13 protein-coding genes are annotated in these 14,800 nt (G+C 68.1%); 11 read left to right on the top strand and 2 right to left on the bottom strand.

Features of this window, described 5'->3' with window-relative positions:
• Positions 1–380: 380 nt before the first annotated feature.
• The 7 genes from ACZ4WQ_RS18015 (at position 381) to ACZ4WQ_RS17985 (ending at position 8,179) form a co-directional block, all read left to right on the top strand.
• On the top strand, positions 381–1,418 hold the full coding sequence (locus tag ACZ4WQ_RS18015) for an ABC transporter permease (RefSeq protein WP_311727616.1): 1,038 nt from the start codon (positions 381–383) through the stop codon (positions 1,416–1,418).
• A gap of 16 nt (positions 1,419–1,434) precedes the next feature.
• Positions 1,435–3,234, top strand: a complete 1,800-nt coding sequence (locus ACZ4WQ_RS18010) for an ABC transporter substrate-binding protein (RefSeq protein WP_311727615.1) — start codon at positions 1,435–1,437, stop codon at positions 3,232–3,234.
• 151 nt (positions 3,235–3,385) lie between these two features.
• Positions 3,386–4,363: an ABC transporter permease gene (locus tag ACZ4WQ_RS18005; RefSeq protein ID WP_311727614.1), complete on the top strand. Its 978-nt coding sequence runs from the start codon at positions 3,386–3,388 to the stop codon at positions 4,361–4,363.
• Between the two features lie 13 nt (positions 4,364–4,376).
• Entirely contained in the window at positions 4,377–5,438 is a 1,062-nt protein-coding gene (locus ACZ4WQ_RS18000; protein ID WP_468022282.1) for an ABC transporter ATP-binding protein, read from the top strand.
• 11 nt (positions 5,439–5,449) lie between these two features.
• On the top strand, positions 5,450–6,589 hold the full coding sequence (locus ACZ4WQ_RS17995; protein WP_385345417.1) for an ABC transporter ATP-binding protein: 1,140 nt from the start codon (positions 5,450–5,452) through the stop codon (positions 6,587–6,589).
• Between the two features lie 281 nt (positions 6,590–6,870).
• Positions 6,871–7,749, top strand: coding sequence for a phage baseplate protein (locus ACZ4WQ_RS17990; RefSeq protein WP_468022281.1), 879 nt, complete (start codon positions 6,871–6,873; stop codon positions 7,747–7,749).
• Positions 7,750–7,789: 40 nt separating this feature from the next.
• The gene (locus tag ACZ4WQ_RS17985; RefSeq protein ID WP_358844520.1) at positions 7,790–8,179 is read left to right on the top strand and encodes a cupin domain-containing protein; all 390 of its coding nucleotides are present in this window, start codon (positions 7,790–7,792) and stop codon (positions 8,177–8,179) included.
• A 3-nt stretch (positions 8,180–8,182) separates the two neighbouring features.
• Here the strand turns inward: ACZ4WQ_RS17985 and ACZ4WQ_RS17980 are convergent, their stop codons facing one another.
• Positions 8,183–9,343, bottom strand: a complete 1,161-nt coding sequence (locus ACZ4WQ_RS17980) for an ROK family protein (RefSeq protein WP_385345423.1) — start codon at positions 9,341–9,343, stop codon at positions 8,183–8,185.
• Positions 9,344–9,510: 167 nt separating this feature from the next.
• Here ACZ4WQ_RS17980 and ACZ4WQ_RS17975 point away from each other — a divergent pair, with 167 nt between their 5' ends.
• The 4 genes from ACZ4WQ_RS17975 to ACZ4WQ_RS17960 are packed head-to-tail and all read left to right on the top strand — an operon-like array spanning position 9,511 to position 14,002.
• Positions 9,511–10,467: a carbohydrate ABC transporter permease gene (locus tag ACZ4WQ_RS17975; protein ID WP_398371139.1), complete on the top strand. Its 957-nt coding sequence runs from the start codon at positions 9,511–9,513 to the stop codon at positions 10,465–10,467.
• 19 nt (positions 10,468–10,486) lie between these two features.
• A complete protein-coding gene (locus ACZ4WQ_RS17970) occupies positions 10,487–11,404 on the top strand; it encodes a carbohydrate ABC transporter permease (RefSeq protein ID WP_311727605.1) in 918 nt (305 codons plus the stop codon).
• Between the two features lie 10 nt (positions 11,405–11,414).
• The gene (locus ACZ4WQ_RS17965; RefSeq protein WP_398371136.1) at positions 11,415–12,758 is read left to right on the top strand and encodes an ABC transporter substrate-binding protein; all 1,344 of its coding nucleotides are present in this window, start codon (positions 11,415–11,417) and stop codon (positions 12,756–12,758) included.
• A 41-nt stretch (positions 12,759–12,799) separates the two neighbouring features.
• Positions 12,800–14,002 carry a Gfo/Idh/MocA family protein gene (locus ACZ4WQ_RS17960; protein ID WP_385345428.1) on the top strand — a complete coding sequence of 401 codons (1,203 nt, stop codon included), beginning with the start codon at positions 12,800–12,802 and terminating at the stop codon, positions 14,000–14,002.
• A gap of 14 nt (positions 14,003–14,016) precedes the next feature.
• Here ACZ4WQ_RS17960 and ACZ4WQ_RS17955 read toward each other — a convergent pair whose 3' ends face one another.
• Positions 14,017–14,799: a GNAT family N-acetyltransferase gene (locus tag ACZ4WQ_RS17955; protein ID WP_311727602.1), complete on the bottom strand. Its 783-nt coding sequence runs from the start codon at positions 14,797–14,799 to the stop codon at positions 14,017–14,019.
• Position 14,800 lies beyond the last annotated feature (1 nt).

Genomic DNA, 14,800 nt, shown 5'->3' with positions numbered 1-14,800 from the left:
GACCGGCCGGGGCGACATGGCGCGCCCCGGCCGGTCTACGGCACCCGCACGGCCGTACGCAGTTCAGCCTGGCGCGTCCGTATATCGGTATCGCGTCAGTCAAGTTGCTTGCGTGTTAACGCGTTTGATGTGCGTTGCTCACTCTTTGTCGCCGACGGACGATCTCTGTCAAGCACGCCGGGACCTCGATCTGCAAAATGTTCGCTCAAGACTGCCCGGTGGGTGCCTTCCGCTTCCGCTGGCCCCTTGACTGGGCTGCGAATCGGTTGCGAAAGTCCGCTCATCCCGAGACGCGCACGACCACCGGCGGCCGGGCTGCGACATGACGCGAGTAGACCAGCGCGAAAAGACACAGCGAACAGTCCGGGGGGCGTTACGCGATGACGAGTCCTTCCCAGGCCGCGGCGGCCGGGGCGAACGCGCCCCCGCCCGGCCCGGATGCCGCCCCTGCGGCCGAAGTCGGCAAGGGGGGCGCGCCGTTGGTGGGGCGCTCGCCCGGCCAGCTGATGTGGCGGCGCTTCAAACGCGACAAGACAGGCGTGATTTCGGCCTACATCGTGATCTTCTTCTTTGTGATCGCGTTACTCGCGCCCGTGATCGCCTGGCTGTACGGCAAGAACCCGTACACCACCTACGGACTCGACAGGCCCGGGCTGCTCAACGAGTTCTACTACCCCATCAAGCCCAACGGGGGCATCGACGGCGAGTTCTGGTTCGGCCTCCAGCCGCAGCTCGGCCGGGATGTGTTCACCCAACTCCTGTACGGCATACGGACCTCGCTGCTGATCGCGGTCGCCGTCACCCTCCTGTGCACCCTCACCGGCATCCTCGTCGGCGTCACGGCCGGCTATATGGGCGGCAGGACCGACTACTTCCTGGGCCGCTTCATCGATCTGCTCCTCGCCTTCCCGGCGCAGCTCTCCTTCGTGGCGTTCACCCCGGTCGTCTACTCGCTCTTCGTCAGCCCGGAGAAGGAGACGCCCACTTATCTGCGCGTGATCACTCTGATCCTGGTCCAGTGGGCGCTGGGCTGGATGGGCCTGGCGCGGCTGCTGCGGGGTCAGGTGCTCAGCCTGCGCGAGCGGGAGTTCGTGGAGGCCGCGAAGGTCACCGGAGCCTCCCCGTGGCGGATCATCAGCAAGGAGCTGCTGCCCAATCTGTGGACGCCGATCCTCGTGCAGTCGACGCTGATGCTGCCGACCTTCGTGACCGCCGAGGCCGGGCTCTCCTTCCTCGGAGTCGGGCTCGTCGAGCCGACCCCCGACTGGGGCCGGATGTTCGCCACCGGCGCCAGGCACTACCAGAACGACATCACGTACATGTTCTTCCCGGGCGTGGCCATGGTGATCTTCGTGGTGGCCTTCAACCTGCTCGGGGACTCGGTCCGGGACGCATTCGATCCGAAGACTAAGCGCTAGGCAGGTGCAACGACACATGACCTCATCTCAACGGGGCAGAGGGCGGCTGGCGGCCGTCTCTCTGGCGATCGGGGCCCTCGTGCTCTCCGCCTGTAGCAGCGGCGGGGGCGGCGAAGAGGATCCCGTCGAGAACAAGCCGGACAAGAACAGGGCCGAGAACTACTCGCTCGGCACCGCGGCCGACTCCACCGGCCCGGCCGCCGAGGTGCCCGGCGCCAAGAAGGGCGGGACGGTCAACGTCCTCCAGCGCGACGCCTTCACGTATCTCGACCCGGCGCAGATCTACTACGCCGACATGCTGACCGTCCAGATGCTCTACAACCGGTCGCTGACCACCTACAAGGTCGACGACAAGGGCCGGGTGAAGCTGGTCGGCGACCTCGCCACCGACACCGGCAAGTCCTCGGACGGCGGCAAGACCTGGACGTACACGCTCAAGGACAACCTCAAGTTCGAGGACGGATCCCCGATCACCTCGGCCGATGTCCGGCAGTCCGTCGAGCGGCTCTACTCCAAGTGGGCGACCGACGGGCCGCTGTACATCCCGCAGTGGCTCTCGGGTGAGGGCCAGTCCTTCCGGAAGGCGCTGCCCGACGGCCCGTACAAGGGCAAGCACCTGCCCAAGGACGTGCTGGACACGCCCAACGACAAGACGGTCATCTTCCACTTCAAGGAGCCGCACGCGGACACGCCGTACGCGGTCGGCATGCCGAACATCGGGGCGGTGCCCTCCGACGGCAAGAAGGACACCGCCGAGAAGTACACCAACCATCCGGTCTCCTCGGGCCCGTACAAGATCGAGAAGCTCAACCCGGACAAGTCGCTGACCCTGGTGCGCAACGACCAATGGGACCCGAAGACGGACGCGGTCCGCCACCAGTACCCGGAGAAGTTCGACATCCGCTTCGGCGTCCAGGAGCCCGAGTCCGCCCGCCGGCTGCTGGCCGACCGGGGCAGCGACAAGCAGGCGATGTCCTTCACCAACGCGGTCACCGTCGAGTCCGCCCAGGAAGTGGCCAAGGACGCGGGGGCCAAGGCGCGCACCTTCCTCGAGGTGCAGCCGTACGTCGACTACATGGCCATCAACATGGACCGGATCAAGGACAAGAAGGTCCGGCAGGCCCTCGCCTACGCCATGCCCAACGACCAGATCCTCGGCCAGTTCGGCGGCAAGCGGGCCGGGCAGGTCGCGGGCAACCTGCTCGCTCCCTCGCTCGCCGGGTGGAAGGAATTCGACCCCTTCGAGAAGACGAAGAAGGGGAACGAGGGCGGCGACACCAAGAAGGCCAAGGAGCTGCTGAAGGAGGCGGGCAAGGAGGGTCAGGAGATCGTCTACGCCTACCCCAACACCACCGAGTACCAGAACGTCTCCGTGGTCGTCGTCAAGGCTCTGCAGGCGGCCGGGTTCAAGGTGCAGAAGAAGGAGATCGACTCCAACAACTTCTCCACCGAGATCTCCAAGGTCGACAACGGCTTCGACATCTACCGGGCCTCCTGGGGCGCCGACTGGCCGGTCGGCTCGACCGTGATCCCGCCGCTGTTCGACAGCAAGGCCGTCGCCGACGGTTCGCAGAACTACTGGCACCTCAGGAACACCGAGGTCGACTCCGAGATCGCCCGCATCCTGAAGATCACGGACGTGGAGAAGGCGTCGGGTGAGTGGGTCACGCTCGCCAACAAGATCCTCACCGACGATGTGCCGGCCGTCCCGCTCTTCTACAACCGCCAGTGGAACATCTGGGGTTCGGGGCTCGGCGGCATCAAATACCAGCCGGTATATGGAACCGCGGACCCGACCGGGGTGTATGTGAAGTAGCACAACCGCGATCGCCACGCGGCTCCGCCGCGTGATCACCGCACCAGCCCCAGGGCGCGCTGTCCGTCACCCTCCGCGGGTGGCGGACGGCGCCGCCTCTCCGACCCGCCCTGGTCGCCCAAGGCGCCCGTACCGGAAGACCCGCGACGCCATGCTTCGTTTCCTCGTACGCCGCTCCCTCGGCGCGATCGTCATCATCCTCCTGATCAGCGCGATCACGTTCTTCCTCTTCTTCGCGCTGCCCTCCGAACCGGCGCAGCTGGCCTGCGGGAAGAACTGCGGCCCGGACGCCATCGCCCTCATCAACAAGAACCTGGGCCTCGACCAGCCGGTCCCGGTCCAGTACTGGCACTATCTGGTCGGCATCTTCGCCGGCCGGGACTTCGAGGTCGGCCACTGCCCGGCCCCCTGTTTCGGGTACTCCTTCACCAACTCCCAGCCGGTCTGGGAGACCATCATGGACCGCTACCCGACCACGCTCTCGCTCGCCGTCGGCGGCGCCGCGGTCTTCCTGCTCATCGGGGTCTCCATCGGCATGATCGCCGCGGCCAAGCGGGGCACCTTCGCCGACAAGTTCTTCAGCTCCCTGTCGCTGATCGGCAACTCGCTCCAGATCTACTTCGTCGGCGTCATCGCGCTGTGGCTGCTGGTCGACACCTGGGGCCTGGTGGACCGGCCCGAGTACACCCCGTTCACCGATAATCCGGCCAAGTGGTTCAGCGGGCTGCTGCTGCCCTGGCTGGTGCTCTCCATCATCTTCATCGCCAACTACAGCCGTATGACGCGCTCCCAGATGGTCGAGCAGCTGGGCGAGGAGCATGTGCGCACCGCGCGCGCCAAGGGGATGTCGGGCCGTACGGTCTTCTTCCGCTACGCCTGGCGCGGCGCGATCGCCCCGATCATCACCATCGTCGGCATCGACCTCGGCTCGCTGTTCGGCGGCGCGATGATCACGGAGTTCACCTTCACCCTGCACGGCCTGGGCCGGCTCGCCGTGGAGTCGGTGACCGAGAAGGACCTCCCGATGCTGATGGGCGTGATGCTCTTCAGCTGCACGGCGATCGTCATCGCCAACATCATCGTGGACGCGCTGTACGCCGTCATCGACCCGCGCGTGCGCCTCGCCTAGGAGTACGACCGACGTGACCACCCTGACCAAGTCCGAGGCCACCCCGGCCCCCGCCGCGGGCGACGCCTTCCTGTCCGTGCGCGACCTGTATGTGCGCTTCTCCACCGAGGACGGCGTCGTCAAGGCCGTGGACGGCCTCTCCTTCGACCTCGAGCGCGGTCGCACCCTCGGCATCGTCGGCGAGTCCGGCTCCGGCAAGTCCGTCACCAACCTCGCCGTCCTCGGTCTGCACGACCCGCGCAACACCGAGATCCGCGGCGAGATCGTGCTCGACGGCCAGGAGCTGACCCGGGCGCCCGAGCGCGCGCTGGAGAAGCTGCGCGGCCACAAGATGGCGATGATATTCCAGGACTCGCTCACCGCCCTCTCGCCCTATTACACGATCGGCCGCCAGATCGCCGAGCCCTACCGGAAGCACACCGGGGCCTCCAAGCGCGAGGCGTGGGACCGCGCCATCGAGATGCTCGAGAAGGTCGGCATCCCCAACGCCAAGCTGCGCGTGCGCGACTATCCGCACCAGTTCTCCGGCGGTATGCGGCAGCGCGCGATGATTGCCATGGCCCTGGTCTGCGACCCCGATCTGCTCATCGCCGACGAGCCGACCACCGCTCTGGACGTCACCGTCCAGGCCCAGATCCTCGACCTGCTCAAGGATCTTCAGCAGGAGTTCGGCTCCGCGATCATCCTCATCACCCATGACCTGGGCGTGGTCACCAACACCGCCGACGACCTGCTGGTGATGTACGCCGGCCGGGCCGTGGAGCGGGGCACGGTCCGCGAGGTGCTCCGCTCCCCCGGGCATCCGTACACCTGGGGGCTGCTGGGCTCCATGCCCCGTCTGAACTCCGCCGTCGACGAGCCGCTCAGCCCCATCCCCGGCGCCCCGCCCAGCCTCCTCGCCCCGCCGCCCGGCTGCCCCTTCCACCCGCGCTGCGCCTACACCGAGGAGGTCGGCGGCGACCGGTGCGCCACCGAGCGCCCCTCGCTCCCGGACGGGCGGGGCGCGGCCTGCCATCTGGCCGCCGAGCGCAAACAGACCATCTTCATCGAGCAGATCAAGCCCCGGCTGGCTTAGGAGTCACGGACATGAGCAGCAACGCGTCGCCCGCGTCCGGGGAACCCCTCCTCGTCGCCGAGAAGCTGACCAAACACTTCCCGATCATGGGTGGCTTCCCCTTCAAGCGGAAGGTGGGCGCCGTCCAGGCGGTGGACGGCATCGACCTGACCGTGCGCGCGGGCGAAAGCTTCGGCCTGGTCGGCGAGTCCGGCTGTGGCAAGTCCACCACCGGCCGGCTGCTGACCCGGCTCGTGGAGCCCACCGCCGGGACCATCACCTACCAGGGCCAGGACATCACCCACGCGGACCGAAAACAGCTCGCTCCGATCCGCTCCGAGATCCAGATGATCTTCCAGGACCCGTACTCCTCGCTGAACCCCCGGCAGACGGTGGGCGCGATCATCTCCGGGCCGATGGAGATCAACGGCATCAGGCCGCCGGGCGGCCGCGAGGCCCGGGTGCGCGAGCTGCTGGAGATCGTCGGGCTGAGCCCCGAGCACTACAACCGCTTCCCCCACGAGTTCTCCGGCGGCCAGCGCCAGCGCATCGGCGTCGCCCGCGCGCTCGCCCTCGAACCCAAGCTCATCGTCGCCGACGAACCGGTGTCAGCTCTCGACGTCTCCATCCAGGCCCAGGTCGTCAACCTCCTCCAGGAGCTCCGCCGCGAGCTGGGCATCGCCTTCCTCTTCATCGCCCACGACCTGGCCGTGGTGCGCCACTTCTCGCAGCGCGTCGCGGTCATGTACCTCGGCAAGATCGTCGAGGTCGGCGACCGCGACTCCATCTACCTCCGCCCCCGCCACCCCTACACCCACGCTCTGCTGTCCGCGGTCCCCGAGGCCGTTCTGCTGGCCGAGGACGAGGGCGAGGACGACGGCGAGGCCGACGGCTCCGGGGCGAGCGCCACCTCCCGCCGCGAGCGCATCCGTCTCGCCGGCGACGTCCCTTCCCCCATCGACCCGCCCTCCGGCTGTCGCTTCCGCACCCGCTGCTGGAAGGCCCAGGACAAGTGCGCCCGCGAAGAGCCCCCGCTGATCCGCCTCGAAGGCAACCGCGAGGGCCATCTGTCCGCCTGCCACTTCCCCGAGGACCCGACCACCGAGGCCCGCGAGCAGGACGTCATCCTCGACCCGGCCCTGATAGCGGCGGAGGACATCCACAAGGACTGAGCGCACCGATGCCTGATCGACGGCGCTTGGCGCGGCTGGTGAAGTACCAGATCGTGATCGACCAAATCGACCGAACGACCGACAGGGTGATGTCCTTGCGTAAAAGTACCCAAACCGGCGGAGCGTCTGCCGTAAGCCGTCGCACGCTCTTCCGAACCGGAACAGGGTTAGCAGCCGCCGCAGCGAGCGGCGGCCTTTCCTTATTCGCGGCTGAATCGGCGTCCGCGACCGTCCCGACATCGCAGCGCTTCGTATTCGAGGGGGCCGGCGGCGATCCCGTTGTGCGGGCCACGCTTCACCAGCCTTACTGGGCGATGCAGTCCTTCGCCTTCGACCACGTCCACGGGCACATCTACTTCGTACAGACCAAGGTCGGGAGCACGAACGGCGACCTCTGGATGACCAGGACCGACCTGAGCGGCAAGGTGCTGGGTGCCATGGCGCTCCACGGGTTCGACCACGGTTCGTCGATGGGGATCCAGCCGGACACGTCCGGCTCTCCGTATGTGTGGCTCGCGGGCGACTGGCGGAGCCTGTCCCCCGATACGGCCGCCAACAGCCACACGATCTGCCGCATCAAATACAGCGACGGGGGCGAGCTCGACTACGCCGAGGACGCAGGGGTCTGGAAATTCCCGATCGGCCTCTCCGATTTCCGGGACTGTCCGAGACCGTCGATCGATCCCTACACCAACCGGCTGCTCGTCCGGTACATGGGGACGACGAGCCCGTGGCGCCTCGCGCTGTTCGACCTCCCCGCCGTCATCAACAAGGGCATCAGCGACAGCACTCCCATCCTTGCCAAGCGCGCCCTCCCGACCAACGCGCAACTCGGTCTCTCCGACTCCGACCTCTTCCAGGGCGTGACCTCGTACGGCCAGTACGCGTACCTCTCCTACGGCGGTGCGCCCGCGACCCCCTCGGACCCGGCCGAGCCGTCCTACCTGGTCCGTCTCGACATGAACAAGACCGGGGGTTCGTTCGAGGAGGTGTACCGGACGAGAGCGGGCGAGTCGCTGCCCGGTCGCGAACCCCAGGGAATGGCGATCTGGCGATCGTCGGGCGGCCCGCGCCTCGCGTTCGGCTTCTCCAGCAAGATCAGTGGCAGTCCTGACCAGTTCCGGGCGACCGTCTTCTACAAGAGCGACCTCGCCGGGTAGGTCGCCCGAACCGTAAGCCTGGCTGGTAGCGTCCGAGCGCGTGAACGACAGCGTGTACGTGGGCAACGCGGGCAAGGACGCCCCGCTGGACCGGGGATGGATCCTCGGCCACTTCAAGGACGCCGGCGATCCTCGCCACAGCGACGCCGTGGAGATCAAGTGGGGCATCCACCCGCCGGGTGACGAGCGGGCCCAATGGGTGCGGGGCGAGGAACGCACGGCTCTGCTGGTCCTCATCAGCGGCCGCTTCCGCGTCGAGCTGCCCGGCCGCAGCGTGCTCCTGGAGCAGCAGGGCGACTACGTCGTGTGGGGCCACGGCGTCGACCACTCCTGGTTGGCGGAGGAGGAGTCGGTGGTGCTGACGGTCCGCTGGCCGTCCGTGCCCGGCTACGCGGTGGACGCGTCGGACACGGCGGAGCCGCGCGGCTGACCGTCAGACCTCAGCCGACCCCAGGACCAGCACCTGGATGGCCAGAACCGCGGCGCCACGGGCCCAGTCATGGAAGTCGGAGACCTTGGTTTCCAGGTTGACCGGGTCGGCCTGGGGGTGGCGGCCCGCGAGGATGGCGTCCTCCACCGCCGGGCCGGCCACATCGACCAGGCTCACCCCCTCACCTGCCAGCAGGATCTTCTGCGGCATCGCGAAGTTGGCGATCTGGGCCACGAGCGTGCCCAGGGCCCGGGCGGCCTCGTCCACGACACGGGCCGCCATGGGCTCGCCCTCGGCGGCGAGGGCGAGGATCTCCTCGTAGGTCATCTCACGGCCCGTCGCGGCCTGGAGTTGGTAGCGGATGCTGGGGATGGTGAGCAGGGAGATGGCGCTGCCCCGATCGCCATAGGGGGTGAGCGGTCCGTAGGGGTTGACGATCCACCGCCGGCCCACGCCCGCACCGTCCTCCGAGGAGGCCACCCGCCTGCCGCCGACGACCAGCCCGTAGCCAAGACCCGCCCCGATGGTGAGCACCGCGAACCGCTCCAGGCCCCGCCCCGCGCCGAACCAGGTCTCGGCCTCCACCAGCGCCGCCACGTCGTTCTCGACGACCACCGGCAGTCCGGTGCGCTTCTCGACCAGTTCGGCCAGCGGCACATCCGCCCAGTCGAGGAAGGGCGAATCGACGACGGCGGAGCGGTCCCGGACGCTGCCTCCGACGCCGATGCCGATCCCCGCCAGGCGGGGAAACGCACGAGCCGGCTCGTCCGTCATCTCATGCAGCAGGTCGGCCACCTCGGCGGGGTCGTGTGTGGTCAGCGGCCGTTCGTAACGGGCCACGACCTCGCTGCGCAGGGTGGTGACGACCCCGTACACCCGGTCCCCGGTGATCTTGAACCCGAGGAAGTAGCGGGACTCGGGGATCACGTCCAAGGGCTGTGAGGGCCGCCCCTGCCGTACCTCCGCGAGCGTCGTGTCCTCGGCCGACTCGATCAGCAGACCCGACTCGATCAGCGGCTTGGTCAGCCGGGTGAGGCTGCCCGCCGAGAGGTTCAGCCGGCGGGCGATCTCGCTGCGTGACAGCGGGCCGTGCACCAGCACCTCGATCGCCACCGCGCGCTCACCGGGACTCAGCGGTGGCCAACTCGCCGCACGTGTCGTCATGAAGGTCGGACCCCCACAAGATTTTTTTCACCAAGGAAGTAATGGCGTCACTCTACGCCGAAGGATCCGGGCACAGAACAAGTTTGCACGGCTCTTGACGCGTGGATTCTTTTGCATCAAAAGTAAGTGCCCTCAACCTGAGGACGCCGCAGACGAGGGAGTCTCCGATGACCGTCGCCTCCAGCAGCCCTCCTTCGCGTCTGCCGTTGCGCGGCGCCGACGGAGTCACACCGAAACTCAAAGCCCGCAAGGCCCGGGAGCGCGGAGACGGAGCCCTCGCGGCCCTCTTCATCGCCCCCGCCCTGCTGGGCTTTCTGGTCTTCCTGCTCTGGCCGACGCTGCGGGGCATCTATCTGAGCTTCACCCGCTTCAACCTGCTCACCCCGGCCGAGTGGGTCGGCCTGGACAACTACGTGCGCATGGTCCACGACCCGATCTTCTGGGACTCGCTCAAGGTCACCGTCGAGTACGTGGTCATCAACATCGGCGTCCAGACGGTGTCTGCGCTGGTGATCGCGGTGCTGCTCCAGCGGCTGACGCAGTCGGCGGTGCTGCGCGGCATCGTGCTGGCCCCGTACCTCATGTCGAACGTGGTCGCGGGCATCGTCTGGCTGTGGATGCTCGACAACCAGCTCGGCATCGGCAACGAGATCCTCCAGAGCCTCGGCTTCGACCGCATTCCCTTCCTCGCCGACGAGACCTGGGCGATCCCCACCATCGCCCTGATCAACGTCTGGCGGCACGTCGGCTACACCGCGCTCCTGCTCTTCGCCGGCCTCCAGGCGATCCCGAACGACATGTACGAGGCGGCCAGGGTCGACGGCGCGAGCGAATGGCGGATGTTCTGGCGGATCACCATGCCGCTGCTGCGGCCGGTCCTCGCGGTCGTCCTGATCATGACGGTGATCGGTTCGTTCCAGGTGTTCGACACGGTTGCCGTGACAACCGCGGGCGGTCCGGCGAACGCGACCAACGTCCTCCAGTACTACATCTACGGCTCTGCCTTCGGCCGCTTCCAGTTCGGCTACGCCTCGGCGATGTCCGTCGCCCTGTTGGTCGTCCTCAGCGCGATCACCGTCATCCAGTACCGGGTCACCCGGGCCGGCCAATCCGACCTCGGCTGACGGAAGGGAGAGATCCGACATGGCTGCCGTGGCAACGACCACCACCGTACGGCGCGTCCGGCGCAGGCCCTCCCTCGGGCGGGCCCTGGCCTGGACGGTGATGGCCGCGATCGTGCTCATCACCCTGCTGCCCTTTTACTGGATCCTGCGCACCGCGCTGTCCGCCAACAGCGCGCTCGTCGCCCACCCCGGCGACCCGCTGCCCGTGGACCTCACCGGCGGCGGCTTCGCACGCGCCCTGGGCCTCCAGTCCACGCAGGAGGCGATCGCCCAGGGCGGCTCGGGCGGCGGGCTGGCGTTCTGGCGCTATCTGCTGAACTCGGTGATCGTCTCGACGCTGATCACCGTCTGCCAGATCTTCTTCTCGTCCATGGCCGCGTACGCCTTCGCACGCCTGCGATGGCGGGGCCGGGACAAGGTGTTCGGCCTCTTCCTGGCCGGGCTGATGGTGCCCGCGATCTTCACCCTGCTGCCGAACTTCGTGCTCATCAAGCAACTCGGGCTGGTGGACACGCTGCTCGGGATCGCACTGCCGACCATGTTCATGACCCCGTTCGCGGTGTTCTTCCTGCGGCAGTTCTTCATGAACGTGCCCCGCGAGGTCGAGGAGGCCGCGCTGCTCGACGGCGCCGGCAAGGTCCGCGTCTTCTTCCGGGTGCTGCTGCCCATGGCGTCCACCCCGGTCCTCACCCTGGCCGTGCTGACGTACATCACCTCCTGGAACGACTACTTCTGGCCGTTGATGGTGTCCTACAGCGACAGCTCCCGGGTGCTCACCGTGGCGCTGGCCATTTTCCGCGCGCAGACGCCGCAGACCGGCACCGACTGGTCCGGTCTGATGGCGGCGACGCTCATCGCCGCGCTCCCGATGCTGGTGCTCTTCGGCCTGTTCGCGCGCCGCATCGTCAGCTCCATCAGCTTCACCGGGATCAAGTAAGGGGACCGTGATGCGAATTCGTAAGGTGGTGGCGCTGGCCGGGGCGCTGACGCTGTCCCTGCTGACAGGCTGCGCGAAGGGCGACTCGGCCGGGTCGTCCGGGAACACGGTGACGTACTGGCTGTGGGACGCCAACCAGTTGCCCGCCTACCAGGCCTGTGCCAAGGACTTCGAGAAGCAGAACCCGGGCCTCCGTATCAAGATCACCCAGATGGGCTGGGACGACTACTGGACCAAGCTCACCGCGAGCTTCATCGCGGGCACACAGCCTGACGTGTTCACCGACCACATCCAGAAGTTCGGGCAGTTCGCCGACCTCGACGTGCTTCAGCCGCTGGACGACCTCGGCATCGACGAGGCCGACTACCAGCCGGGGCTGGCGTCCAGCTGGGTCGGCCAGGACGGCCACCGCTACGGATCCCCGAAGGACTGGGACACCGTCGCCCTGTTCTACAACCAGAAGATGGCCCAAGCGGCCGGGCTGACCCCCGAAGAGCTGAACAGCCTCTCCTGGAACCCGAAGGACGGCGGCACCTTCGAGAAGGCCATCGCCCACCTCACCATCGACAGGAACGGCAGGCGCGGCGACGAACCGGGCTTCGACAAGCGCCACGTCAAGGTGTACGGCCTGGCCACCGGAGGGGCGGGCGACGGCGACGGGCAGACCCAGTGGAGCAACTTCGCCGCCTCCGCCGGATGGTCCTACACCGACAAGAAGCGGTGGGGCACGAAGTACCAGTACGACAGCAAAACCTTCCAGTCGGTCATCACGTGGTACTTCGGGCTGGCGAAGAAGGGCTATCTCGCCCCGTTCACCGACTACAGCCAGGGCGCGAACCCCGCCAACGCCCAGGTGGCCTCGGGCAGGGCGGCGACCGCCTTCGACGGCGCCTGGATGATCTCCACGTACTACGGCTTCAAGGGCGTGAAGATCGGCACCGCCTTCACCCCCACCGGTCCCACCGGCAAGCGGGCGACGATGATGAACGGCCTCGCCGACTCGATCACCAAGAACGCCCGCAACAAGCGGGGCGCCGAGAAATGGGTGAAGTACCTGTCCTCGAACGAGTGCCAGAAGACGGTCGGCGGGTACGGCATCGTCTTCCCCGCCACTCCCGACGGCACGAACGCCGCGGTCGCCGCCTACAAGAAGAAGGGCATCGACGTCACCGCCTTCACCAGGGCGGTCGCCGACAAGAAGGACTCCACCACCTTCTCCTTCCCGATCACCGACTACGCGGCGGACGTGTACGCGCTGATACGCCCCGCCATGCAGGACGTCTACGCCAACGACGCGCCCGTGAGCGGCCTCGACAAGACCAACGACCAGATCAACTTCATCCTCGGCCAGTGAGGCCCCCGTTGATCCCCGACCACCGAAAGGGCAACCCCCACATGACTTTCTCGCTCGGCATCGTCGGCGCCGGCCAGTTCTCCGGCCAGTTCGCCACGCTGTTCCAGGCCCATCCCGGCGTCAGCGACATCTACGTCACCGATCTGCTGCCCGAACGCGCGGAACAGCTCGCCGCCGCACAGGGGCTGACGGGCACCTTCCCCTCGTACGAGGCGATGCTGGAGTCGGAGGCGGTCGACGCGGTCGCCATCTTCACCCAGCGCTGGACGCACGGTCCGCTGGTGCTCCAGGGCCTGAACGCGGGCAAGCACGTCTACTCCGCCGTCCCCATGGCGATCAGCACCGAGGAGATAGCGGCGATCATCGAGGCCGTACGGGCCACCGGGCTGACATACATGATGGGTGAGACCAGCCAGTACAACCCGGCGACCGTCCATGCCCGCGATCAGATCGCCGAGGGCGCCTTCGGCCGGCTCTTCTACGCGGAGGGCGACTACGTCCACGACATGGATCTCGGCTTCTACGAGGCCTACCAGTACAGCGGCGGCGAGAACTGGAAGGCGACCGCCAGCTATCCCCCGCTGCTCTACCCGACGCACTCCGTCGGCGGGGTGCTCGGCGCCTGGCAGACGCATGCGGTGAGCGTGTCCGCGATCGGGGTGAAGGACGACCGCGGGGACGGCGTGTTCGACCGGGAGATCAGCCAGTTCGGCAACGACTTCTCCAATGCCACCGCGCTGTTCGAGGTGGCGGGCGGCGGGTCGTTCCGTACGAACGAGTTCCGGCGAGTCGGCTATCCCTCGCACATACGGGAATCACGATTCCGGTTCTTCGGTACGGAGGCCAGCATGGAGCAGCTCGCCACCGTCAGCTTCTGGCAGGACAAGGAGGGGGTGAAGGACATCACCGAGCTGCTGGAGCCCAAGCCCACGCTGGCGCCCGACGATCCGTCGCTCGAGCACATCGCCCCGGCCCTGCGGGCCGCCTTCACCTCGGGTTCCGCGCCGGTGCACGACCGGTCGCGGCTGCCGAGGGCGTTCGACCATCTGCACAACGGCCATGAGGGCAGCCATCACTTCCTGGTGGACGACTTCGTGACCGCGGTCAACACCCGCACACTGCCGTCCGTGAACGCCTGGGTCGCGGCCCGCTACACCCTGCCGGGCATCGTCGCGCACCAGTCCGCGCTCCAGGGCGGCGTCAGGCTGGATATCCCGGACTTCGGGGACGCGCCCGAGGCGTAGTCGGTCCGCACGGCTCACGGCGTGGCGGCCCGGTGGCGGGTGAAGACATGCGCGCGGCCCACCACCGTGAAGCCACGCCGGGCGTACCAGTGGCGCGGCCAGTCGTCGGCGTCCGCGATCAGGAAGCGGAGGGTGCAGCCCGCGGCGGCGGAGCGGTGGAGGGCGTCGGCCAGGAGGGTGTCCGCGTGGCCGCGGCGGGCGTGGGGGGCGGCGGTGACCAGGTCCTCGACCTGGGCGACGCCGTCCGTCGGGGCCAGGTAGAGGTCGGCCCAGGAGGCCAGGTCGCCGCCCGTGGCGTACACGCCGAGGAACTCGACCCGCTCGGCTCCGCGGAGCCGGGCGGCGCGCCGCTCCACGAGTTGGCGGATCGTCTCGTCGTCGGCGTCCGGCATCCAAAGGCGCTGTTGGCGGGCGAGCGCGGGCGCGAGGGCCGGCAGGTCCAGGGACTCGGCGCGGGCCGGGGCCGGGGGCGGAGTGGGGCCCGTGTGAGTCATGACGAGCTCGGTGGCGTGCTCATAGCCGGCCCGGGTGAGATGAGCGGCGCAGGCGGTACCCAAGGCGTCGTCGTGGACGGTGATGAGGCGGTGGGGCAGATCGGCCATGGCCGCCTCGGCGAGGCCGGAGACCTCGGCGGGGGACACGGGCCCGTCGAGGTGGAGTTGGTTGTGTTCGTACGAGCGGGCGTAGCGCTCGTCCAGCACCAGGAAGCCCCCCGGCACCTCCCGCACCTCGGCGGCCTGGCGGCGGGCGAAGGCGAGCCGGAAGGCCGTGGCCCGATGGAGATCGCTCGATGGCATG

It is taken from the genome of Streptomyces sp. NPDC028305 (assembly GCF_055569495.1).
Note: the sequence above shows the minus strand (reverse complement) of the source record. Positions and strands in the feature narration are given on the sequence as shown.